This window comes from Streptomyces sp. NPDC026522 (assembly GCF_055567555.1).
Genome location: NZ_JBVHQF010000004.1, coordinates 410,931 through 432,035, shown reverse-complemented (window position 1 = coordinate 432,035; position 21,105 = coordinate 410,931). Strand labels below are relative to the sequence as shown.

Annotated in this window: 16 protein-coding genes and 2 tRNA genes; 8 read left to right on the top strand and 10 right to left on the bottom strand. The window is 74.5% G+C overall.

The features are described 5' to 3' along the window. Window positions 1-1,647 precede the first annotated feature (1,647 nt). The 5 genes from ACZ4M3_RS13355 (at window position 1,648) to ACZ4M3_RS13335 (ending at window position 6,666) form a co-directional block, all read left to right on the top strand. Window positions 1,648-3,309 (top strand): SPFH domain-containing protein, encoded by a 1,662-nt coding sequence (locus ACZ4M3_RS13355; protein WP_467731994.1) that lies wholly within the window; start codon window positions 1,648-1,650, stop codon window positions 3,307-3,309. A gap of 174 nt (window positions 3,310-3,483) precedes the next feature. Then, window positions 3,484-4,089: a lytic polysaccharide monooxygenase auxiliary activity family 9 protein gene (locus ACZ4M3_RS13350; protein WP_467731992.1), complete on the top strand. Its 606-nt coding sequence runs from the start codon at window positions 3,484-3,486 to the stop codon at window positions 4,087-4,089. 26 nt (window positions 4,090-4,115) lie between these two features. Then, entirely contained in the window at window positions 4,116-5,786 is a 1,671-nt protein-coding gene (locus ACZ4M3_RS13345; RefSeq protein ID WP_467731990.1) for an AMP-binding protein, read from the top strand. A 47-nt stretch (window positions 5,787-5,833) separates the two neighbouring features. Further along, window positions 5,834-6,529: a hypothetical protein gene (locus ACZ4M3_RS13340; RefSeq protein WP_467731988.1), complete on the top strand. Its 696-nt coding sequence runs from the start codon at window positions 5,834-5,836 to the stop codon at window positions 6,527-6,529. A 63-nt stretch (window positions 6,530-6,592) separates the two neighbouring features. Continuing rightward, window positions 6,593-6,666: transfer RNA gene (locus tag ACZ4M3_RS13335), tRNA-Lys, on the top strand. A gap of 85 nt (window positions 6,667-6,751) precedes the next feature. Here ACZ4M3_RS13335 and ACZ4M3_RS13330 read toward each other — a convergent pair. Further along, the gene (locus ACZ4M3_RS13330; RefSeq protein ID WP_389662630.1) at window positions 6,752-7,510 is read right to left on the bottom strand and encodes an IclR family transcriptional regulator; all 759 of its coding nucleotides are present in this window, start codon (window positions 7,508-7,510) and stop codon (window positions 6,752-6,754) included. Between the two features lie 238 nt (window positions 7,511-7,748). Between ACZ4M3_RS13330 and ACZ4M3_RS13325 the strand changes: the two genes are divergently transcribed. After that, a complete protein-coding gene (locus tag ACZ4M3_RS13325) occupies window positions 7,749-8,951 on the top strand; it encodes an LLM class flavin-dependent oxidoreductase (RefSeq protein WP_467731985.1) in 1,203 nt (400 codons plus the stop codon). Between the two features lie 254 nt (window positions 8,952-9,205). Beyond that, window positions 9,206-10,900, top strand: coding sequence for a glycosyl hydrolase family 18 protein (locus tag ACZ4M3_RS13320; protein WP_467731983.1), 1,695 nt, complete (start codon window positions 9,206-9,208; stop codon window positions 10,898-10,900). Between the two features lie 78 nt (window positions 10,901-10,978). On the opposite strand, the gene ACZ4M3_RS13315 is transcribed toward ACZ4M3_RS13320, so the two are convergent. Continuing rightward, entirely contained in the window at window positions 10,979-12,892 is a 1,914-nt protein-coding gene (locus tag ACZ4M3_RS13315) for a putative bifunctional diguanylate cyclase/phosphodiesterase (RefSeq protein WP_467732246.1), read from the bottom strand. A 321-nt stretch (window positions 12,893-13,213) separates the two neighbouring features. Here ACZ4M3_RS13315 and ACZ4M3_RS13310 point away from each other — a divergent pair, with 321 nt between their 5' ends. After that, a complete protein-coding gene (locus ACZ4M3_RS13310; protein WP_467731981.1) occupies window positions 13,214-14,449 on the top strand; it encodes a M6 family metalloprotease domain-containing protein in 1,236 nt (411 codons plus the stop codon). 82 nt (window positions 14,450-14,531) lie between these two features. On the opposite strand, the gene ACZ4M3_RS13305 is transcribed toward ACZ4M3_RS13310, so the two are convergent. The 8 genes from ACZ4M3_RS13305 to ACZ4M3_RS13270 form a co-directional block, all read right to left on the bottom strand. Further along, window positions 14,532-14,605: transfer RNA gene (locus ACZ4M3_RS13305), tRNA-Lys, on the bottom strand. Beyond that, complete coding sequence (locus ACZ4M3_RS13300) at window positions 14,596-15,171, bottom strand: bifunctional DNA primase/polymerase (RefSeq protein WP_467731979.1); 576 nt, start codon at window positions 15,169-15,171, stop codon at window positions 14,596-14,598. The genes ACZ4M3_RS13305 and ACZ4M3_RS13300 overlap by 10 nt, the downstream gene beginning before the upstream one ends. A 110-nt stretch (window positions 15,172-15,281) precedes the next feature. Beyond that, entirely contained in the window at window positions 15,282-15,629 is a 348-nt protein-coding gene (locus ACZ4M3_RS13295) for a hypothetical protein (protein ID WP_467731977.1), read from the bottom strand. Window positions 15,630-15,741: 112 nt separating this feature from the next. Beyond that, entirely contained in the window at window positions 15,742-16,299 is a 558-nt protein-coding gene (locus ACZ4M3_RS13290) for a hypothetical protein (protein WP_467731975.1), read from the bottom strand. Between the two features lie 23 nt (window positions 16,300-16,322). Continuing rightward, window positions 16,323-16,739 carry a hypothetical protein gene (locus tag ACZ4M3_RS13285; RefSeq protein ID WP_467731974.1) on the bottom strand — a complete coding sequence of 139 codons (417 nt, stop codon included), beginning with the start codon at window positions 16,737-16,739 and terminating at the stop codon, window positions 16,323-16,325. Between the two features lie 103 nt (window positions 16,740-16,842). Next, a complete protein-coding gene (locus tag ACZ4M3_RS13280) occupies window positions 16,843-18,174 on the bottom strand; it encodes an AAA domain-containing protein (RefSeq protein ID WP_467731972.1) in 1,332 nt (443 codons plus the stop codon). Further along, window positions 18,171-19,739 (bottom strand): hypothetical protein, encoded by a 1,569-nt coding sequence (locus ACZ4M3_RS13275; protein ID WP_467731970.1) that lies wholly within the window; start codon window positions 19,737-19,739, stop codon window positions 18,171-18,173. The genes ACZ4M3_RS13280 and ACZ4M3_RS13275 overlap by 4 nt, the downstream gene beginning before the upstream one ends. Continuing rightward, complete coding sequence (locus tag ACZ4M3_RS13270) at window positions 19,727-20,908, bottom strand: hypothetical protein (RefSeq protein ID WP_467731968.1); 1,182 nt, start codon at window positions 20,906-20,908, stop codon at window positions 19,727-19,729. The genes ACZ4M3_RS13275 and ACZ4M3_RS13270 overlap by 13 nt, the downstream gene beginning before the upstream one ends. Window positions 20,909-21,105: the final 197 nt, after the last annotated feature.

Here is a 21,105-nt window from a genome sequence, read left to right as displayed (position 1 = left end):
TCCACCGCCCGGTCGGCACCCTCGGTGGCTCCGGATCAGGCGCCGGAGCCGGCTGCGGCTCACCTCCCGACCCGGGACCCGAACCCGGCGGGCCCCGGCGGAACTCCCGCGACGGTCCCGGGCCCGACTCCGCCTGGGTCCCCGGCCCCACCTGTGGCCCCGTACCTGAGTTCCGCTCCCGCAGCGGCGGCCTCCGCCCCGCAGCCGGGCCAGTCCTCCGCCCGGGCGTCGGCCCCGTACGCCGCGCCGACGGTTGCCGCGGCTGCGGGCCCGGAACCCGCCCGGACGGCCGCTTCCGCTGCGGCTCAGGCTCCGGCCCCGGACATGTACACGGCTCGCCCGACGGCCTCCGGCCCGCAGCTGGGCCAGTCCTCTGCCCGGACGGCAGCCCCGTTCTCGGTGGCGCCCCCGGGCGCGGCGGCATCAGCGGCGGCTCCGGTCTCGGACGTGAGCGCGGCCCGTGCGGCGGCCTCCGGACCCGGCCAGGTCCCGGCTCCGCAGCCGAGCCGGTCCTCTGCCTGGACGGCAGCCCCGGACGCCGCTCCGGCACCCGCCCGGCCGGCGGCCTCGCCTCAGGTCCCGGCCTCGGGTGCGGACTTGAGCTCCGCCCGCGCGGCGACCTCCGCCGGGACGGCGGCCCCGGCCGCGACCTCGTCCCTCGCCTCGACGGTGGCTCCGTCTCAGGTCCCGGCCTCGGCCGCGGTCTCGGACCTGGGCGCGGCCCGCGCGGCGGCATCCGCCCCGAGCCGGTCCTCGGCCCGGCCCGAGGTCCCGTACGCCGCTGCCGCTCCGGCACCCGGCCGGGCGGCGGCTTCCGCTGCGTTCCCGGGCGGGGCCCCGGCAGCCGGTTCGCCTCAGGGCCGGGCCTCCGACGTGGGCGCGGGCCCTACGGCGGCTTCCGCCCCGGGCCAGGTCTCGGCTCCGCAGGAGAGCCGGTCCCCGGCGCTGACAGCGTCCCCGTACGCCGCTTCGGCCGCGGCTCCGGCACCCGGCCGGACCGCAGCCTCCGCTGCGGTCCCGGGTGACGCCTCGTACGCAGCTTCGCCGCAGGGCCGGCCCTCGGATGCGGGCCGCGACGTGAGCGCGGGCCGCGCAGCCGTCTCCGGCCCGGGCCAGGTCTCGGCTCCGCCGGCGAGCGGGTCCTCTCCCTGGACGGCAGCCCAGGTCTCCGGGGTGGCTCCGGCCGCGAACTCGTACCCCGCCTCGGCGGTGGCTTCGCCTCAGCTCTCGGCCCCGGACACGGCCCGCGCAGCGGCCCCGGGCCCGCAGTCGAGCCAGTCCGCTGCCCGGTCGGCCGCTTCGTACTCGGTACCGGCCCCGGGCGGGGCCGGTACGGCGGCCCCCGGCCCGCAGCCGAGCCGGCCCTCCGGCCGGTCGGCGGCTCCGTACGCCGCGCCCGCATCTGTTTCGGCTGCGGCCGCCGACCCCGCCTCGGCGGTGGCTTCGCCTCAGGCTCCGGCCCCGGATGCGGGTCCGGACCTGAGCGCGGCCCGTGCAGCGGTGTCCGGCCCGGGCCACGCCTCGGCGACGCAGGCGAGCGGGCCCTCTCCCCGGGCGGCCGCCCCCGGCTCGGCCGCCACCTCGGTGGCGGCCCCGGATGCAGCCCCCGCCCCGGACGCCCCGGGCGCGGCCCGTGACGGTGGGGCCGTGCGGGTGCCGGTGCCGGGCGATGGCGAGCGGCACGACCGGCCCGCCGGGTCGTCGGAGCCGGTGCTCACCGCGGTGGGCGGGTCGGGACCGGTCCCCGAGGCCCCGGACGGAAGCCATGCCGGGGCCGAGGACCCGCGTCGGCACCCGGACGGGATCCGGGCCCCCGGGGCCGAGGACCCGCGTCGGCACCTGGACGCGATCCGGGCCCCCGGGGCCGAGGACCCGCGTCAGCACCCGGAGGTCCCGGCCGCCGGGGCCGAGGGCTTGCGTTCGCACCCGGCCGAGGACCCGCGTCGGCACCCGGACGGGGTCCGGGCCCCCGGGGCCGAGGACCCGCGTCGGCACGCGGAGGGGGTCCCGGCTGCCGGGGCCGAGGGCTTGCGTTCGCACCCGGCAGAGGACCCGCGTCGGCACCCGGACGGGATCCGGGCCCCCGGGGCCGAGCAGCCGCGTCCGCACCCCGACGGGGTCCCGGCCGCCGAGGTCAGCGATGGGATTCCGGCCGCCCGGGTCCAGGGGGAGGACGGGGCCGGCCCGCGGCAGGGGATCGTCGCCGAGCTCGTCGGCCGGGCCGTCGCCCGCGTCATCAGCCCCGGGGACGAGGGCGAACGCGACGACACCCGCCGCCCCGCCGCCACCGAGGTCCCCGTGCACCTGCCGTTCCTCGGCCGGGGCCGGCCGCCGCTGCCCGCCCCGCAGCCCCGGCCGCAGCCCCCCGCGCGCCCGGCCAAGCCGGATGCCGCCGACCGCCGCGTCCCCCGCGGGGACGACGGCCTGCGTGAGCACCGCGGCCCCGTCCTGCCCGGCTGGGTCGCCGTCGGCACCGGCGCCCTCGCCCTCACCGGCTGCGCGGCAGTGCTCTGGCGGGCCGGCGCCGTCCCCGACGTCCTCGCCGTCGCCTTCGGGTTGGCCCCCCGCCCCTACCACGGGCTGCCCGCCACCTCCTGGCCCCCGCTCGCCTTCCTCGGCGTCGTCGCCCTGCTCGCCCTCGGCGGACTCGGCCGCGCCAAGACCGGTCACGCCTGGGTGCTCACCCTCTTCGGCCGCTACCGCGGCACCGTCCGGCGGACCGGGCTCACCTGGGTCAGCCCGCTCCTGCTGCGCCGCCGGGTCGACGTCCGGCTGCGCCACTGGCGCAGCGAGCCGATGCCCGCCGTCGACGCCGGCGGCCTCGCGCTCCAGGCCGTCGTCCAGGTGGTCTGGCAGGTCAAGGACACCGCCCGGGCGGCCCTCGCCGTCGCCGACCACACCGCGTACCTCTCCGAGCAGGTGGAATCGGCCATGGCCCGGGTCCTGTCCCGGCTCCCCGCCGACGCCTTCCACGAGGACGCCCCCACCCTGCGCGACGCCGAGGCAGTCGGCGACGCGCTGACCCGGATGGTGGCGGCCGAAACCGAGGCCGTCGGGATCGAGGTGTTCTCCGCCCAGCCCACCCGCATCGAGTACGCCCCCGAGGTCGCCCAGGCGATGCGCCGCCGCCGGATCGCGGCCATCGACGCCAAGCACCGGGATACCGTCCTGACCTCGGTCGTCGACGCCGTCGACGACACCGTCCACCGGCTCACCTCGCGCGGCATCGTCGAGCTCGACGACTACGAGCGCAAGGCCCTGGTGAAGGACCTGACCGTCGCCTTCTACACCGGGCGCGCGGACCAGTAGCCGCACGGAAGGCAGGGGAACGGGTGGCCGGTCACGACCGGACCACCCGTTTTCCCGTTGGTATGGACATGGCCAACTCCCGTCAATAACCTGAACTTGGTCTAGACCTGAATGTCATCCCCACCGCGTGCGCACGCTCTCCCGGCTGACTCCCCCCCACGTCCAAGGAGCATCATGCGTCTCCTCCGCATGCCCAAACGGTCCGCCGCCGCGCTCGGTCTCGGCGTCCTGGCCACCGTCACCCTCACCGGCGCCCCCACCGCCAGCGGTCACGGCTACACCGACACCCCCATCAGCCGCCAGAAGCTCTGCGCCAACAAGACCGTCCCCGACTGCGGCCCCATCCAGTGGGAGCCGCAGAGCGTCGAGGGCTACAAGGGCTTCCCGGCGGCCGGCCCCGCCGACGGCCAGATCTGCTCCGGCGGCCACAGCGAGTTCGCCCAGCTCGACGACCCGCGCGGCGGCACCTGGCCCGCCACCAGCGTGACCAGCGGCCAGAGCTACTCCTTCCGGTGGCAGTTCACCGCCAACCACTCCACCACCGACTTCAAGTACTACGTCACCAAGAACGGCTGGGACCCGAAGAAGCCCCTCACCCGGGCCGCCCTCGACCCCCAGCCCTTCCTCACCGTCGCCTACAACGGCGCCCGCCCCGCCATGACCACCGTCCATCAGGGCACCATGCCGGCCGGGAAGACCGGCCGCCACATGATCTTGGCGGTCTGGACCGTGAACGACACCCCGATGGCCTTCTACGCCTGCTCCGACGTTCAATTCTGACGCAACGTCAGCTAACCTCCGGCGGCATGCGGACGACACCCGAAACCGTCGCGGAGCTCATAGCGCGCCAATGGGGCGACCATCGGCCCGGGCTGAAGTACGAGCACACCGTCCTCACCCACCACCAGAGCGCCCAGCAGGCCGCCGCGCGCGCCGCGCTGCTCGTCGACCTCCTGCCGCCGGGGGCCGAGCCGCACATCGGGGTGCTGCTCGACAACACCCCCGAGTTCCCCTTCTGGCTCGGCGCGGCGGCCCTCGCGGGGGCCGCCGTCGCCGGGATCAATCCCACCCGGCGCGGCCCCGAGCTGGCCCGCGACATCCTGCACACCGACTGCCGGATCCTGGTCACCGAGCCCGCCCATCTACCGCTGCTGCGCGGCCTCGACCTGCCCGGCGTACGGATCCTGGTCACCGGCGGCGAGGAGTACGCCGGACTCCTCGCCCCCTTCGCCGCGGCCGCCCCCGGTGACGCGGTCCTCGGTGGCGGCCCGGGACCCGGCTCCCGCCTCCTCCTCTACTTCACCTCCGGCTCCACCGGCGCCCCCAAGGCGGCCCTGTGCAGCCAGGGCCGGCTCGCCGCCGCAGGCGCCTCCCTGGCCCGCACCTTCCGGGTCACCCCGGACGACGTCCACTACGTGTGCATGCCGCTCTTCCACGGCAACGCCGTCATCGCCGACTGGCTGCCCGCCCTGGCCGGCGGCGCCTCGGTCGCGCTGCGCCGCCGCTTTTCGGCCACCGCCTTCCTGGACGACGTACGGGCGTACGGGGCGACGTACTTCACCTACGTCGGCCGGGCCGTCCAGTACCTCCTCGCCACCGAACCCCGCCCCGACGACCGCGACCACCCCTTGCGCGTGGGCTTCGGCACCGAAGCCGGCGCGGTCGACGCCGCCCGCTTCGCCGAGCGGTTCGGGGTCCGGCTGGTGGAGGGGTACGGGGCGACGGAAGGCGGCGCCTCCGTCCAGCGGACCCCGGACACCCCGGCGGCCGCGCTGGGCCGGGCCGCGCCCGGCGACGACCTCGCCGTCATCGACCCGGAGACGGGCCGGGAGTGCCCGCCGGCCCGACTGGACGGACGGGGCCGCCTCCTCAACGGGGAGCAGGCCATAGGCGAGCTGGTCAACCGGGGCCGCAGCCTGTTCGAGGGCTACTGGCGCAACCCCGAGGCGGAGGCGGCCCGCACCCGCGAGGGCTGGTACTGGACCGGGGACCTCTTCTTCCGGGACCCCGAGGGCTTCCTCTACTTCGCGGGCCGCACCGACGACCGGCTGCGGGTCGACAGCGAGAACCTGGCCGCGGCGGTGATCGAGAACGTCCTGGCCCGCTGGTCCGACGCCTCGGCGGTCGCCGTGTACGCGGTCCCGGACGAGGTCGCGGGGGACCAGGTGATGGCGGCCGTCGCCCTGCGCGAAGGCGCGTCCTTCGACCCGCGGGCCTTCGCGGCCTTCCTCGCGGCCCAGCCCGATCTCGGGACGAAGATGGCCCCGCGCTACGTACGGGTCCTCGACGCCCTGCCGGTGACGGCCACGAACAAGATCCACCGGGTGGCCCTGCGCCGGGCCGGCTTCCGCGTCCCCGAACCGGTCTGGTGGCGCCCGCCGGGCACCGGCGCATACCGCCGCCTGGACGCGGAGGACCTGCACGCGCTGCTGGCGGCGTACGGGGCCCAGGGCCGCCGCGACCTGCTGGACCGCTGAGGCAACCGGCCGGGCCGGGTGCCCGTCTTCGATGCGGAGGGGGTGCGATGAACACGAAGACGACGGCCGCCGTCGCCCGGTCGGTGGCGGCCGGGGCCCTGTGCGCGCTGCTCGCCGGGTGCGGCACGCAGGTCGCGGGCCGGTCGGCCGCCCCGCCGGCCGCCGTCCCGGCCCCGCCCAGCTGCGCACCGAACCTCCCCACCGAGGAGGAGACGGGCGGTCCGCCGAACCTCCCCACCGAGGAGGAGACGGGCGGTCCGCCGAACCCGCCCACCGGGGAAGAGACGGGAAGCACCCCGAACGTCCCGACGGAAGAGGAGACCGGCACCGGCCCGAACGTCCCTACCGAGGAGGACCCGGGCCCGCCGAACCCGCCGACGGTCCCGCCCACCGACCAGGACGACGGGGTGCCCGGGCCGCCCACCGACGGTGCGCCGCCCTGCCAGGTGGTCGACGGCTGGTACGACATGACCCGCGAGTTCAACGAGTACTACGCCCGCCACCGCACGGACGAGGACGTCTTCATGCCCGCGGGCAGCGTCACCCGGGTGCGGATCCGCAAGGCGGCCGGGACCAACGAGGCGTGGATCACGTTCGCCACCGGAGCGGTCGGCAAGGGCGAGGGCGAGGACGCCCGGCGGGTCGCCCGGGTCTTCGGCGCCTGGCGGCGGGAGGTCTTCGGGGACCGGGGCACGGTCGGGGTGCGGACGGAGCAGGATGTGAAGGTCACCACGTCCTGGTGATCGCCGGCGGCCCGGAACCGGTTTTGAGCACCCCTGGGGACCAGGTAGTATTTTCTCTGTCAGGCGCCGCTAGCTCAGTTGGTTAGAGCAGCTGACTCTTAATCAGCGGGTCCGGGGTTCGAGTCCCTGGCGGCGCACCTGTACTTCGGGCGGTTACCGGTTCACGGTAACCGCCCGAAGTGTTTCCGGCCTTGAAATCCCGTCCCCCCCGTCGCACCGTTCTCACAGCGTCAGCGACAGCAGCAGCGGCGCGGCCTTCCGGTTCAGCGCGTCCGCGGCGGCCCGCAGCCGGTGCGCGTGCTCGACCGGCATGGACAGGGCCAGGCAGCCGACGGAGGCGCCGGCGGTGATCGGGACCGCCGCGCAGACCGTGCCGACCGCGTACTCCTGGAGGTCGAGCACCGGTACGGTGGCCGGCTGGCTGTCGAGCTTCGAGAACAGGATCCGCTCGTTCACGATGGTCTTCGACGTGAGCCGGGCGATCTTGTGCCGGGCCAGGTGGTCGCGGCGCCCGTTCTGGTCGAGCTGGGTGAGCAGGCACTTGCCGACCGCGCTGGCGTGCGCCGCCGAGCGGAAATCGACCCACTCGTGCACCTTCGGGGTGCGCGGGCTGTCGGCGAACTGCGTGATGCGGACCTCGCCGTCGACGTACCGGCTGATGTAGACCGCCGCGCCGACCGAGTCCCGCAGCCGGTCCAGGGTTTCCTGGAGCTTCTCCTGCAGCGCCTGTTTCCGGTCGGTCCCCGAGCCGAGCAGGACCAGCGAGTCCCCTATGGCGTAGGCGCCGTCGGACACCTGCAGGACGTATCCCTCCCGGCGCAGCATGAGGAGCATCGGCGCGAGATGGGCCGCGGGCAGGCCGGTCTCACGCGCGATCTGCGCGTCCGTCACACCACCGGTGTGCCGGGCGATCGTTTCGAGTACGCGAAGTGCGTACTGCACCGAGTGGAACGGCGCGGTCGGCTCGGGCTTCAGCGCCACGGTTTCCCCCTACCAGGTTGTTACCGCTTGCCCTACCACGATAGCCATCAAGAGGCCCATCCGGAGCGCCTGTTGATGAGATTGATGGCTCAATCAAGTCGCTCCGCCAGCAGGTACCCCTCTGGCATATGCCTGGGGCATTGACATCCTTCCGGTCTGCCGGGAATGCTCCGCCCCGGCCCATGGTTCGACTTCTTCGTACGGACGTACAGGAGAGCGGCATGGGACGGGAGCGACGATGAACGACGCCGGGGACGCCGGGGACGCCGGAACGGGCGTGGATGCGGCCGGGGGCCCGAACGTGAGTACGGGGACGGGGTCCGGCGTACGAGGGGGCGCGGGCGCGGAAACCGGCGCGGCCCCGGCGGACGCCGTCCGCGGGGTGGCCCGGGGCCGGGCGCCGGTGCCACTGTCGGTGCTGGACCTGGTCACCGTCGGGGCGGGCAGCACCGCGCACGAGTCGCTGCGCACCAGCGTGGCGATCTCCCGGCTGGCGGAGTCGCGCGGCTACCACCGCCACTGGGTCGCCGAACACCACTCCATGCCCGGGGTGGCCAGCTCCTCCCCGGCGGTGATCCTGGCCCACCTCGCCGCGCACACCTCCCGGATCCGGCTCGGATCGGGCGGCGTCATGCTGCCCAACCACGCCCCGCTGGCCGTCGCCGAGCAATTCGGCACCCTGGAGGCCTTCGCCCCGGGCCGGATCGACCTCGGCCTCGGCCGCGCCCCCGGAACCGACCCCGGTACGGCGGCCGCGCTGCGCGGGCCCGCGCGGGCGGAAGAGGCGCACGACGAGTTCCCGCGCCGCCTGGGGGAGCTGATCCGCTTCCTCGACGACAGCTTCCCCGACGGGCACCCGTACGCCCGGGTGCACGCCGTACCCGGACCGGTCCAGGGCCCCGCCGGGCGGCCGCCGGTGTGGCTGCTCGGTTCCTCCGGGTTCAGCGCCCGGCTCGCCGGCGAGCTGGGCCTGCCCTTCGCGTACGCCCACCACTTCTCGGCGGCCGGGACGCTGCCCGCGCTCGACCTGTACCGGCAGAGCTTCCGCCCCTCGGCGGTGCTGGACGCCCCCTACGCCGTCATCGGGGTCTCGGCGCTGGCCGCGGACACCGGGCAGGAGGCGCGGGCCCAGGTGCTCACGGGCGCGCTGTCGATGCTCCGGCTGCGCTCCGGCCGGCCCGGTCTCGTCCCGACGCCCGAGGAGGCGGCCGCGTACCCCTTCTCCCCGCTGGAGCGGGAGTTCGTCGACGGCTGGATGGCGAACATCGTCCACGGCACGCCCGAGGAGGTCCGCTCCGGGCTCGACGCGCTGGTCGCGCGGACGGGGGCGGACGAGCTGATGCTGACGGCCAACGCCCATGGCGGAGCGGTCCGGTTGCGCTCCTACGCGCTCGTAGCAGATGCGTACGGGATGCCGGTGGAGGGATCGCTTCCGGCTTGAGCGGAGGTGAACGGGGTTCGGCTGGTTCATTGCGGAAACCTTGCCGGAGTGTGGCTTAGGGGAGGCTTAAACCGCTCGTCACCTGGGGTGGCGGGCGGTTTCTGATGTGCGCTCAGGTCTCTGACGAGCGGATTTGACCGGCGAGTGGTCTAGTCCTTCTTTGGTCCAAACCATTGACTGGGGTACGAAGTGATCGCTATCACTTCTCTCACCCGAAGCTGACGCATCCCCTCCCACCCCCACGGAGTCAGTTCATGCACATCCGTAAACCCCTCATCGCGGCCGCCGCCACGGCCGCGCTGGCAGCCGGAGCGCTGGCCGCCTTCGCGGGAATCGGCACCGCACAGGCCGCGGGCACCGCCACCGCCGCCACGGCCGCGGGCAACGTCAAGATCGCCTACTACGACCAGTGGAGCGTGTACGGGAACGCCTTCTACCCCAAGCACCTCGACACCCGTGGCATAGCGGGCAAGCTCGACGTCATCAACTACTCGTTCGGCAACATCCACCCCACCGACCTCACCTGTTTCGAGGCCAACAAGGCGGCGGGCGACGACAACAACGCCAGTGCCGGTGACGGTGCGGGCGACTCCTACGCGGACTACCAGAAGTCGTTCAGCGCGGCCGACAGCGTCAGCGGGGTCGCCGACAAGTGGGACCAGCCGATCGTGGGCGTCTTCAACCAGTTCAAGCAGCTCAAGGCGAAGTACCCGAACCTCAAGATCAACATCTCGGTCGGCGGCTGGACGTACTCGAAGTACTTCAGCGACGCGGCGAAGACCGACGCCTCCCGCAAGAAGCTCGTCTCGTCCTGCATCGACCAGTACATCAAGGGCAACCTGCCGGTCGAGGGCGGCTACGGCGGCCCGGGCAGCGCGGCGGGGATCTTCGACGGCATCGACATCGACTGGGAGTACCCGGGCTCGGCGGGCGGCCACCTCGGCAACCACTACGCCCCCGAGGACAAGCAGAACTTCACGCTGCTGCTCAAGGAGTTCCGTACCCAGCTCGACGCCTACGGCCAGGCCAACGGCAGCAAGAAGTACCTGCTCACCGCGGCGCTCCCGGCCGGCCAGGACAAGATCAAGTACATCGAGACGGACAAGATCGGCGCGTACCTCGACTACGCGAACATCATGACCTACGACATGCACGGCGCCTGGGACGGCGACGGGCCGACCTACCACCAGTCCCCGCTCTACCCCTCGGCGGCCGACCCGACCGACCCGATCGCGCCCGGCACCGAGAAGTACAGCATCAAGAACGCCGTCGACTCCTGGCTCGACGGCAACCCGGCCTACGGCATCGCGGGCGGATTCCCCGCCGGGAAGCTGACCCTGGGCTACGAGTTCTACTACCGCGGCTGGAAGGGCGTTCCCGCCGGGACCACCAACGGCCTGGCCCAGTCGGCGACCGGTCCCTCCGCCGCCCGGCCCACCAGCCAGCAGGCCGGCATCGCGAACTACAAGGAGCTCGGCGGGATCGTCGACAACCCGGCGACCACCTTCTGGGACGACCAGGCGAAGGCCTCGTACTTCTACAAGGACGGCGAGTTCTTCACCGGCCTGAACCAGAAGTCCGTCCAGGCCCGGGTCGACTACGGCAAGCAGCGCGGCCTGGCCGGCGCGATGATGTACTCCCTGCTCGGCCTGGACGACAAGGCCACGCTGCTGAGCCAGATCTCCACCGCCCTCGGCGGCCCCACCCAGCCCCCGGTCACCCCGACCGCGACCCCCACGCCGACGGCGACGCCGACCGCGACCCCGACGCCCACTGCCACGCCCACGACGGGCTGCACCGCCCCCGCCTACGTCGCGGGCACGGTCTACACCGGCGGCAGCGAGGTCTCGCACAAGGGCCACAAGTGGAAGGCCCAGTGGTGGACGCAGAACGAGGAGCCCGGCACCACCGGTGAATGGGGTGTCTGGAAGGACCTCGGCGCCTGCTGATCTCCCCCCACCCCGCGCCGAGCGCACCTCCGCCCCGCCCCCCACCCAGGGGGTGCGGGGCGGAGGTGCGCCCACGGTCTAGCGCTGGTCCCCCGCCTCCGGGCGGGTGCCGATCATCTCCGCGATGCGTTCCGGGGCCACCGCGCGGGAGTAGAGCCAGCCCTGGCCCGTGTCGCAGCCGACGCGGCGCAGCCGGGCCGCCTGGCCGGCCGTCTCCACGCACTCCGCCGTCACCGTCAGGCCCAGCCGGTGCGCCAGCTGGACCAGGGCCTCCACGATGGTCTCGTCGGCCGGGTTGGGGTGGGCGCCCTCCTCGTAGCGGAAGCCGCGCACGAAGGAGCCGTCCAGCTTGAGCACCGACACCGGCAGCCGGCTGAGGTAGGCGAGGTTCGAGTAGCCGGTGCCGAAGTCGTCGATGGCGATCCGTACGCCCATGTCGCTCAGCGCCTGGAGCGCCTGGAGCGGCCGTCCCGCCGAACCCATCACCGCCGACTCCGTCAGCTCCAGCTGGAGCAGCTGCGGCGCGAGGCCCGTCTCGGCGAGGATCTCCGCGACGTCGCCCACCAGGTCCGAGTCCCACACCTGCCGCACGGCCACGTTCACCGACACGAACACCGGCGAGTCGCTGGGCTGCTCGATCTGCCAGCGCCGCGCCTGCCGGCAGGCGGTCCGCAGCACCCACTGCCCCAACTGGACGATCGACCCGTCCTCTTCCGCAATTCCGATGAACCGATTCGGCGTCAACGTCCCGAACTGCGGGTGGTTCCAGCGCACGAGCGCCTCCACCCCGCGCACCGCGCCGCTCTCCAGGTCCACCAGCGGCTGGTACTCCAGCGCGAACTCGCCCCGCTCCACGGCCGGCCGCAGCGTGGAGGAGAGCGCCTGCCGGGTCATCCGGTGGGCGTTGCGCTCCGGGTCGAACAGGGTCCAGCGGGCCTTGCCGTCCGCCTTCGCCCAGTACAGGGTCGTGTCCGCGGCCTGCATCAGCCCGGTCGCCGAGGTCCCGGCGGCGGCCCGTTCCACCACGCCGATGGACGCCGACACCGACAGCCGCTGCCCGGCCAGGTCGAACGGCTCCTGTACGGCGGCCAGTACGCTGCGCGCCAGCTCCGCCAGCTGCTCGGTACCGGTGGAGTCCTCGACGAGGAGGGCGAACTCGTCGCCGCCGAGCCGCGCCACCAGGTGCCCGCTGGTGCGCCCGTAGCCGGACTGGTCGGCGCACTGGGTCAGCCGCGCCGCCACCGCGGTCAGCAGCCGGTCGCCGACGCGGTGGCCGAGGGTGTCGTTGACCGCCTTGAAGCCGTCCAGGTCCAGGTAGCACAGGCCGATCCGGCCCGTGCCGCCGTCCTCGTACGAGGCGGCCTCCAGGGCGGCGGAGAGCCGTTCGAAGAACAGGGCCCGGTTGGGCAGGCGGGTCACGGGGTCGTGCATCTGGAGGTGGCGCAGCCGGGCCTGGAGGTCGCGCCGGTCGCTGATGTCGGCGACGGACAGCAGTACGTCCCGGGTTCCCGGCACCGGCCCCAGCGTCACCTCGGTCCACAGCGAGTGCCCGTCGGGGTGCTTGAGCCGACGGGTGCAGCGCAGCCGCGCCTGGCGCCCGCGGAGCACCTCCTGGTACGCCTGCCAGGTGCGGGCCTCGGTCGCCAGGTCGACCAGCTCCGCCGCGGCCCGCTCGACGAGTTCGTGCGGGGCGGAGCCCAGCAGTGCGGCCAGGGCCCGGTTGGCGGCGACGACGTAGCCCTCGCGGTCGACGACGGCCATCGCGAGGTGGGCCGCGTCGAAGGCGGCCCGGAAGTCGCGGGCTCCCGGCGCGGGCCGGGCGGCCGAGCTCAGCATGGGCGGGACCTCCGGCTCGCTCGACATGCCCGGCAGGGCCGGCACTGCTGGGTGACGCTCCGTAATGGCCGATCGGGTGCGGTCGGCCGCCGAACCGGTTCCCTCTGAGGTTCCGCTCACCGTTGGCTCCCGCAGTGCTCGTGAGTGTCCGTGCAGGAAAGTGTGCCGATCATAGAGGCTGCCGGACGGCCCTATCCAGCGGCGTCGCCGGGTGGAGGAACCTACTTCGGCGGGATGACGCCGTGATGACGGTGCGTCGGGCCGATCGGGGGCGATCGTTTCTGCGCGGCTGTGAGCGCGCCCGGCCCGTCGTTGATCTCGGGTGATCGGTCGTGACGTTCTGTAGACGGGGCCGTGAAGCGCGGGGGTCACCGACTTGCCCTACTGCTCACTCATGTGGGGCACCGGAACAGGGCATAAGTAAGACAATCGCCTCAAGGTGGACGGGAGGGTACGAATCCACCACCGGAGGTCGATGTGCCGCCCCAGCAGACACCCGGGGGAGTGGACCATCCCGGCATCCGAAGTGCCGCGGCGGTTCTCACCTCCATGGCGGCGGTCGCCGCCATGTCGCTCGTCGCCACCCCCGCCGCCGCCGCGTCCGGCGCCGGCCCCTGCACCCTGACCCGTACGGCCGCACACCACTCGCTCGGCCTGGACACCTGGAACCGCGCCTACCCCAGACCCGTCCGCACCCTGAACGCGGTGATGGTCTTCCTCTCCTTCCCCGACCACCGCGCCGCCGTCACCCCCGACGAGCTGACCGCCGACTACTTCCCCGCCACCAGCAACTTCTTCGAGCGCGCCTCCTACGGACGGTTCCGGCTGGTCCCGCACCCGCAGAAGCAGTGGATCGCGATGCCCAAGCCGTCCACGGCGTACGGGATGCAGCGCGACTGGGCCCCGGAGGACCGGGCGGCCTACCTGCGGGACGCGGTCGCGGCCGCCGACCCCGCGGTGGACTTCAGCCGGTACGACGTCGTGTACTTTGTCGCCGACCCCAACGCGCCCGGGGTCGACTCCGACGCCACCAAGGTCGTCAACTTCGACCGGCCGCTCATCGCCGACGGCACGGAGCTGCGGCGGATCGTGACCGTCTTCGAACGGCACCCGCCGGACCGCAACGTCCTGGCCCACGAGACCGGGCACGTCTTCGACCTGCCCGACCTCTACCACCGGCCATCGGACGGCAAGGGCGACTGGGACACGTACGTCGGTGACTGGGACGTCATGGGCAGCCAGTTCGGGATGGCCCCGGACCTGTTCGCCTGGCACAAGTGGAAGCTGGGCTGGCTCGACGCCTCCCAGGTGGACTGCGTACCGTCGGGCACCTCCCTGCACACCCTCCAGCCGATCGCCGAGGGCGTCCCGAGGGGCGGTTCCGGCGGGACCCGGCTCGCGGTGGTCCGCACCGGACCGGGCAGCGCCATCGCGATCGAGGCCCGCGGCTCCGCCGGCAATGACGGGGACACCTGCACCGAGGGGGTACTGGTCTACCGCGTCCGCAACGAGGCGGCCTCGGGCGGCGGCCCCATCGAGGTGATCGACGGCCACCCGCGCACGGAGGCGTGCTGGGACCGCTCGGTCTACCCGCCGCTGGCGGACGCCCCGCTGGAGGTGGGGGAGGCGTTCACGGTGCCGGGCGAGCGGATCCGGATCGAGGTGGCGGACCGCACCCCGTCCGGCGCGTACACGGTCAAGATCACGACGTAGCGGTCCGGTCGCCGGGGGTCCGCACCGGGCGGCCGGGCACACGAAAGAGGCCCCCACTCGCGTGGGGGCCTCTTTCCGTCTGTGCGCCGCCAGGGACTCGAACCCCGGACCCGCTGATTAAGAGTCAGCTGCTCTAACCAACTGAGCTAGCGGCGCCTGCTGACGTCGTAGACATTAGCATCCCGATCGGCGGAACGAAAAATCGATACCTGCAGGCGGGCGGCGTGCAGGAACGCCCAGAGCAGGGCGTCGGGCCCGGGCAGCCAGGGCCGCCGGGAGTCCGGCGCCACCAGCCAGCGCGCCGGTCCGGGCGTCGCGACGAGCGGCGGCACGGTGACGGCGTCGCCGAGCCCGTGGCAGATCGGCGCGGCCACGTCCGGGTTCCACTCCTCCCAGGCGAGCAGGGCGGGCACCCGGTGCGCCGTACCGGGGGCGCCGAAGATCAGCATCCGGCCGCGGTGCACGGCGGCGGGCCCGCAGCCGGGGCCTTCGGCCCAGAGCAGGTCCAGCATCCGCCGGCCGAGCACGAGCGGGACGTTGACGACGTCGAACGCGGTCCCGCAGGGCAGTACCGCCGGAGCGGCGGGCCGCTCCTCCCAGGCCGCGAGGGCGCCGCGCGGGTGAGCGCACGCGGAGGTGAGCCAGGAGGCGCCCTCGTGGGTGACCTCGGTGGCGGGAGCGGGCCGGACGTGGAGGGCGGAGCAGCCGGTCAGGGTCGTCATGCCCCAGGTCTACCGTGGGTAGCGGGACAACTCCCCGGAGTTACCGAATTCCGGGACAGGACGGTGCGGCCCGGAGTATGGTGCGCCCCGCATATGCCACGGGCGCGGCCCTATGCCTCTTCCGGCCCGCCGCCGCGCAGCAGGCTCTCGCCGAACTCGATCATCTTCACGGCGTAGTCCTCGGTCCACTCCGCCTGCTCGGCGATCGCGGAGGCGGGCAGCCGGTCGAACCGCCGCGGGTCCGCCAGCTGGGCCGCCGCCAGCGCCTGGAACTCGACGGCCCGGTCCTGCGCCGCCCGGAAGGCCAGCGTCAGCTCGGTCGCGCGGGCCAGCAGCTCCCGCGGGTCTTCTATCGACTCCAGGTCGAAGAAGTGTTCCGGGTCCGAGGTCGCCTCCGAGGGCTCGAAGAGCAGCGGCGCGGGCCGCAGCCTCCGCCGGGTCCGCTCGGGCTCTGCCATGCCTGTCCTCCTGGGTGCTGCGCGCGAATCCTTCCGGGCCACCCTCCATTGTCCAACGCCCCGCAAGGGCGCACGCGTGCCCCCGCGCGCCGCACCCGCCGGCCGCCCGCCGTCACCCGTGCCGGGAACGCCCGCGCAGCCGGTCCGCGCCGAGCAGCAGTTCGTCCGGTGAACCGTCCCGCGTGTCCACCAGGAACTCCGCGATGACCTGTCCGTCGTGGTGCACGAGCACCAGCTCGCCCTCCGCCCTCAGGCGCAGCGTCCGCCAGGGATGGCTCCAGAGCTGCTCGGCCCCGTCCCAGAGGCGGAGCCCCCGGTTCGTCACCCACAGCTTGAAGCGGGCGCTCTCGTACGTCGTGTGCACGCGCCCGCCCGCGCCGAGGGGGTGGACGGCGTAGGGGGTCAGCAGGATCCCGCCCGGTTGGAACGCTTCCTCGCGGGTGCCCTCCATCCGGCCCGTCCGGGCGCCCGCCACCGCCCCGCCGACGCCGAAGAGGAGGGCGAGCGGCGCCGCGATCCACCAGGCGAACCCGGCGGACCATGACGCCAGCGCGATCTTCGCGGCGAACACCGCGCCCATGGAGCACGCGCCGACGATCGCGGAACGGCGGATGCGCCGCCGGCCCGCGGCCGCGGCCTCCGTGTCCGCGACATCCCCGACCGTCGCCACGCGGCATCCCCCCGAACCGTCCGTCACAGCGACGGTGTCCCCATCGGACCAGTTCGGTGATCGGTACGGAGCACCTGGACGGCCACGGGCTGCGACGCGAGGGCCGCGACCTCGTCCAGCTGGGCGGTGAGTTCGGCGGCCAGGCCGTCCGGGGCGCGGAAGCCGTCCGGGCCGATCAGGGCGTTGATGCGGGGGACGGCCGGGCGGCGCTCGGTGGGGAGCATGCCGAGGCGGGTCAGCACCGGCAGCAGCATCTCGGCGGCCGGGGCGCCGCCCGTGGGGCCCGCGCTGTAGCTGAGCAGGGCGATCTCGGCGAGGCCGACCGCGGTGACGTCGAAGCCGCCGCGGGCGCGGGCCTGTTCGCTGACCCGGGCGGCGAGCGGGCGGCCCGAGGAAGCGGGGCGGGTGGCGGCGGAGACGACGTGCAGGCGGATCCTCATGGGCGGGAACTCCCGTAAGGCGTGGGCGACGTGGTCCGGCGCGAGTCCGCGGGCCGCCGCGCCGCCGAGGAAACCCGCGGCGGCGCGGCTGGCTCCGGGCGGCTCACGGGCGCCAGGGGATGCGGTGGTCGGACCAGAAGTCCCAGGTGGACATCATCGCCTCCCAGCCGTCCGGGAACTTGACCGTCACCCCCAGTTGGACCGGCTCCGTCGAGGGGTGGTCGTCCAGCAGCGAGGCGACGCCCGCGCGGGCCACGATCACGCAGGCGTGCCGGTGGCGGGAGGCCAGGACGCACAGGCGGCCCGTCTCCAGGTGGAAGGCCGTGGCGTCGGGGCGGCCCGAGAGGGGGTGGAGCACCACCGTCAGGTCGTACTCACGGCCCTGGAGGCGGTTCGCGGTGTCCACCGTGACGCCCGGCACGCCCAGGCCGGCCAGGGCCGCCCGGACCGCGGCGGCCTGGTCGCGGTGCGCGGTGCCCACGGCGATCCGGTCCGCCGTCAGCGGGGCCGGGCCGCCGGGGTGCTCGTCCTGCGTCACCGCCCCCCGGTCCAGGGCCCGGCGGACCACCAGCGCCACCGCCGCGACCGCCTCCGGATCGGTGCGCGGGGTGTGCCGCGCGGGCAGTTCCAGCAGGCCCCACCCCGACTCGGCGGCCTCGTCCAGGACCCGGTCCGGGCCCGACCCGTCGGAGGCGACCCCGTACGACAGCAGCCGCTCGCCCGGGCCCGTACCGCTGCGGAACTGGCTGTACGGGTAGAAGGCGCGCGAGACCAGCGGGGCCGCCGACGCCGGGAGCCGCCACGACACCGGCAGCCGGTGCTGCGGCAGCTGCGGGTTGTGCGCCAGCAGGGTGGAGACCGCCGACGCCGAAGGGTCGTAGGACAGCCCCGCCCACTGCTCGGCGCCGACCACGCTGAACGGATCCAACTGCCCCGGGTCGCCCACGAACAGGGCCCGTTCGAACAGCCCGGCGACGGCCAGCAGCGCGTCCGAGCGCATCTGGTAGGCCTCGTCCACGATGGCGTGCTCCCACGGCTCGACGTCCTTCACGTACGCCCACTTCGCCGCCGTGGACACGGTGATCGGCAGCTCCGCGAGCTCCCCCGGCTTGGCCGAGAGGGTGACCGAGGGCAGTTCGCGCAGCGCCGGGTCGTAGGCGTCGCCCTCGCTGCTGTGCAGCCGGCCGACCTTCAGCCCCGGGTCCTTCTCGTGCAGCCGCAGCACCAGGTCGTCCACCTGGGCGTTGGTCTGCGCGACCACCATCAGCCGGCGGCCCGCGGCGGCCAGTTCCCGCGCGGCCCGCACCACCAGGGTGGACTTGCCGGCCCCGGGCGGGGAGTCCACGACGACACCCCGCTCGGTGCCGTGGAGGGTGTCGTGCAGGATGGCGGCGTTCGCCCGGGCGGCCGCCGCCCCCGGGTCGAAGGCGGTCAAAGGATGTCTCCGTCGGTGACCGGGTCGGGGAGGGGGAGCGCGGCGGTCGCCGATCCCGGCGGCCCGCCGTGGGTCCAGGGCGTCTGCTCCGGGTCCGGCAGCTTCGGGCCGCCGCGCGCGTCGTGCTCGAACAGCGTCCAGCAGAGCCGGTCGCCCTTCTCCGGCACCGTGCCCGGCGCCGGCTCCCGGCCCGAGCCCATCTTGTCGAGCAGTCGCAGCACGATCCCGCCGGACTCCTCGAAGCCCACGAACTCGGCGGCCTGCGGGCGCCCGTCCAGCGACCGGAACACCTTTCCGCCACCCCCGTCGGCCAGTTGCGGGCGGTCCTCGGTGACCACCGTCACCAGCGGCCGCGGGCGCGGGCGCGCCGACTGCGTCCACTCCATGACCACTTCGGTCACCTCGCCCGCGAACGCCTCGCCCGCGAGCCGCCGCCCCGCCATCACCAGCGGGTCGTCCAGCGCCTCCTGGGCGTCGAGCCGCACCTGTTCCGTCTCCCGGGTGGCCAGCTTCTGCGCCGCGGTCACCGCGTCGTCACGGCGCGGCTGCGGCGGCTCGCCCGCCCGTACCCGGTCGCGGTGGCCGGTGTACGACCAGCGGTCGCGGGTCCAGCGTTCCCCGGTCCGCTCCCCGGCGGGCAGGGTGCGCAGCAGGTCCAGGGAGCGCCACACCGCGTCCCAGGTGGGCCGGAGCTGGCCGCCGACCAGCTCGCGCACCGTCCGCTCGGCCTGCTCGGCGGCCGCCCGGTCGCCCGCTGCGCGCGCCGCGTCGTAGCGCGCCATCGCCGGGGCCAGCAGCTTGTTGTCGAAGGCCGGGTCGGTGGCGGGCCCGGCGGGCGGGACCAGCAGCTGCCCGTCCCGGTCGCGGGCCAGTTCCGCGCGCAGGGCGGCCTCCGCGCCGCTCTCCCCGTCGGGCGGTGCGATCCAGGCCAGCAGGGCGCCCAGGTGCTGGTCCTCCACGCTGCTCTGGCCGGTCGCCCAGTGCCGGGCGAGCAGCTCGGTCGCCGACAGCAGGAGGGCGGAACCGGGCACCCGGGAGCGCTCGGCGAGATGCGTGAACCAGCGTCCCAGCAGCGGAACTTGGGTCGGTACCGGGTAGGGGTTCGCGGGGTCCTCCTCGGCGGTGCGCCGGAACCGCATCGACCGGCCGAGCAGCCGGACGTACTCCACGCCCGCCCGGCTCGGCACGATCAGCTGCGGCGCGTCCACGCACAACTCGGTCTCCACCTTGACCCGCTTGCCGCTCTCCGGGTCGGTCTCGGTGCGTTCGGCCGGCTCGACCGCATCGGCGTACCCGTCGATGTACGGCATCACCTGGCGCGCCAGCTCCGCCAGGAACTCCCAGCGCAGGTCCCGGTCGCGCGGCTGCGGTATGACCAGCAGACGGGGGTGGTTCCGGTCGGTGCCGACCAGCGCTCCGAGCGGCGCACCGGCCTCACCGGAGGTCGTCAGCGGTACGAGGACCAGCGGGCGCTCGCTCAGGTGCCGGTGCCGTACGGTCGCCAGGGCCCGGGCCCGGCCCGCGCGGACCGCCTCCAGCCGGGCGAGGGTGGTCAGCAGGGGCATGCGGAGTCCTCCGACGGGGTGCGGGCGGGCGCGAGCGCCAGTGCCTCGGCGCGCAGCCGGGCGGCCTGGCGCAGCGCGGCCGCGGCCGGGTCCTCGGCGGGTCCGGCGCCGGCGGCGGCCGCCAGGGCCTCCTCGACGGTGCCCAGGCCGCCCAGTTCGGCCCGCAGCGACCGGCCGAGGGCGCCCACCTCGTCGGCGGCGCGGGCCCGCCGGCGGCAGTGGAAGGCCAGCTCGCAGGCGGCCAGACACTCCGGGGCGTAGGCGGCGGGGACCGCCGAGACGGCCTCGGTGAGCTCCTCGGCCGGCCGGGAGGGGTCGAAACACAGGCCCGCGGGCAGCAGGGCGGCCAGCTCCTCGACCCGGGTGAGCCGCTCCAGCTGGCGCCGGGTGACGGAACGCTCCCGGCGGACGTCGACCAGCGCGGCGGTCGGGAGATTGGAGAAGTCCTTCGGGCAGACCAGCACCACCTGGTGGCCCACGGTGGCCCCGGGCAGCTTCCCGGCGGTGCTCTCCAGGGCCAGTACGTACACGGCGGCCTGCCGGGCCGCGGCGCCGACCTTCGCCGGGTCGGCCCTCCCGTCGATCATCGGGAACGACTTGATCTCCACCACCGTCCAGCGGCCGTCGGGGTGCACGACGACGGCGTCCGGCTCCAGGTACGCGGGGGAGCCCGCGACCTCCAGGGCCAGCATCGGGTGGTCCAGCAGGGTCCAGGCGCCGGCGGCGGTCGCCTCGCGCAGCGCGAGCGCGGTGCGGGCGGCGCGGCCCTGGGGTCCGGCGGCGGTCAGGTCGGGGACGAGGGCGGCCGGGCCGGGCGGCCCGGGCGGCTCGGCTCCGGCGCCGAGCCGCTCGTACACCAAGCGCAGCAGCTCCGCTCCGCCGTCGCCCTTGACCTTGGCCTCGAAGGAGTTGCCCCGGATGATGGCGAACTGCGACTGCCCGAAGGCGGAGGGCGAGCCGAGGGCCGCGGCGAGGGCGGTCTTGTCCACGCCGGCGCCGTCGAGCAGGGCGCGTCTGCCGCAGCCGGGGTTGGCGGCGAGGGCGGCGAGCGCGCGGGCGTCGAGCGGGCGGGGCGGCACGGCCGGGCCGCGCAGGTCGGCGAGCCGCTGCCGCAGGGGTGGCGTCTGCGGTGTCGTCTGCGGAGGGACGCTGGGCGGGTAGGAGCTCACGGGCGGAAGTGTCCCATCCGCCACTGACAATCGTGGCCCTACGTCCGAAATCCGGCTGCGTCGCGGCAACGGGGCGGCGGCGGGGGCGGGACGCGGCGCGGTGGCCCGTTCCCGCGTCATGGATGATGGACGGACGCATCCGTCCCGATATGCGGGTGTATCCGTACATCGCGTACATCGGTGTATCCATCCACCCG

Coding starts and splice junctions, on each gene's coding strand:
- ACZ4M3_RS13275 (WP_467731970.1), bottom strand. CDS start 19,739: ATGCCCCTGCTGACCACCCTCGCCCGGCTGGAGGCGGTCCGCGCGGGC.
- ACZ4M3_RS13345 (WP_467731990.1), top strand. CDS start 4,116: ATGCGGACGACACCCGAAACCGTCGCGGAGCTCATAGCGCGCCAATGG.
- ACZ4M3_RS13325 (WP_467731985.1), top strand. CDS start 7,749: ATGAACGACGCCGGGGACGCCGGGGACGCCGGAACGGGCGTGGATGCG.
- ACZ4M3_RS13350 (WP_467731992.1), top strand. CDS start 3,484: ATGCGTCTCCTCCGCATGCCCAAACGGTCCGCCGCCGCGCTCGGTCTC.
- ACZ4M3_RS13285 (WP_467731974.1), bottom strand. CDS start 16,739: ATGAGGATCCGCCTGCACGTCGTCTCCGCCGCCACCCGCCCCGCTTCC.
- ACZ4M3_RS13320 (WP_467731983.1), top strand. CDS start 9,206: ATGCACATCCGTAAACCCCTCATCGCGGCCGCCGCCACGGCCGCGCTG.
- ACZ4M3_RS13300 (WP_467731979.1), bottom strand. CDS start 15,171: ATGACGACCCTGACCGGCTGCTCCGCCCTCCACGTCCGGCCCGCTCCC.
- ACZ4M3_RS13295 (WP_467731977.1), bottom strand. CDS start 15,629: ATGGCAGAGCCCGAGCGGACCCGGCGGAGGCTGCGGCCCGCGCCGCTG.
- ACZ4M3_RS13340 (WP_467731988.1), top strand. CDS start 5,834: ATGAACACGAAGACGACGGCCGCCGTCGCCCGGTCGGTGGCGGCCGGG.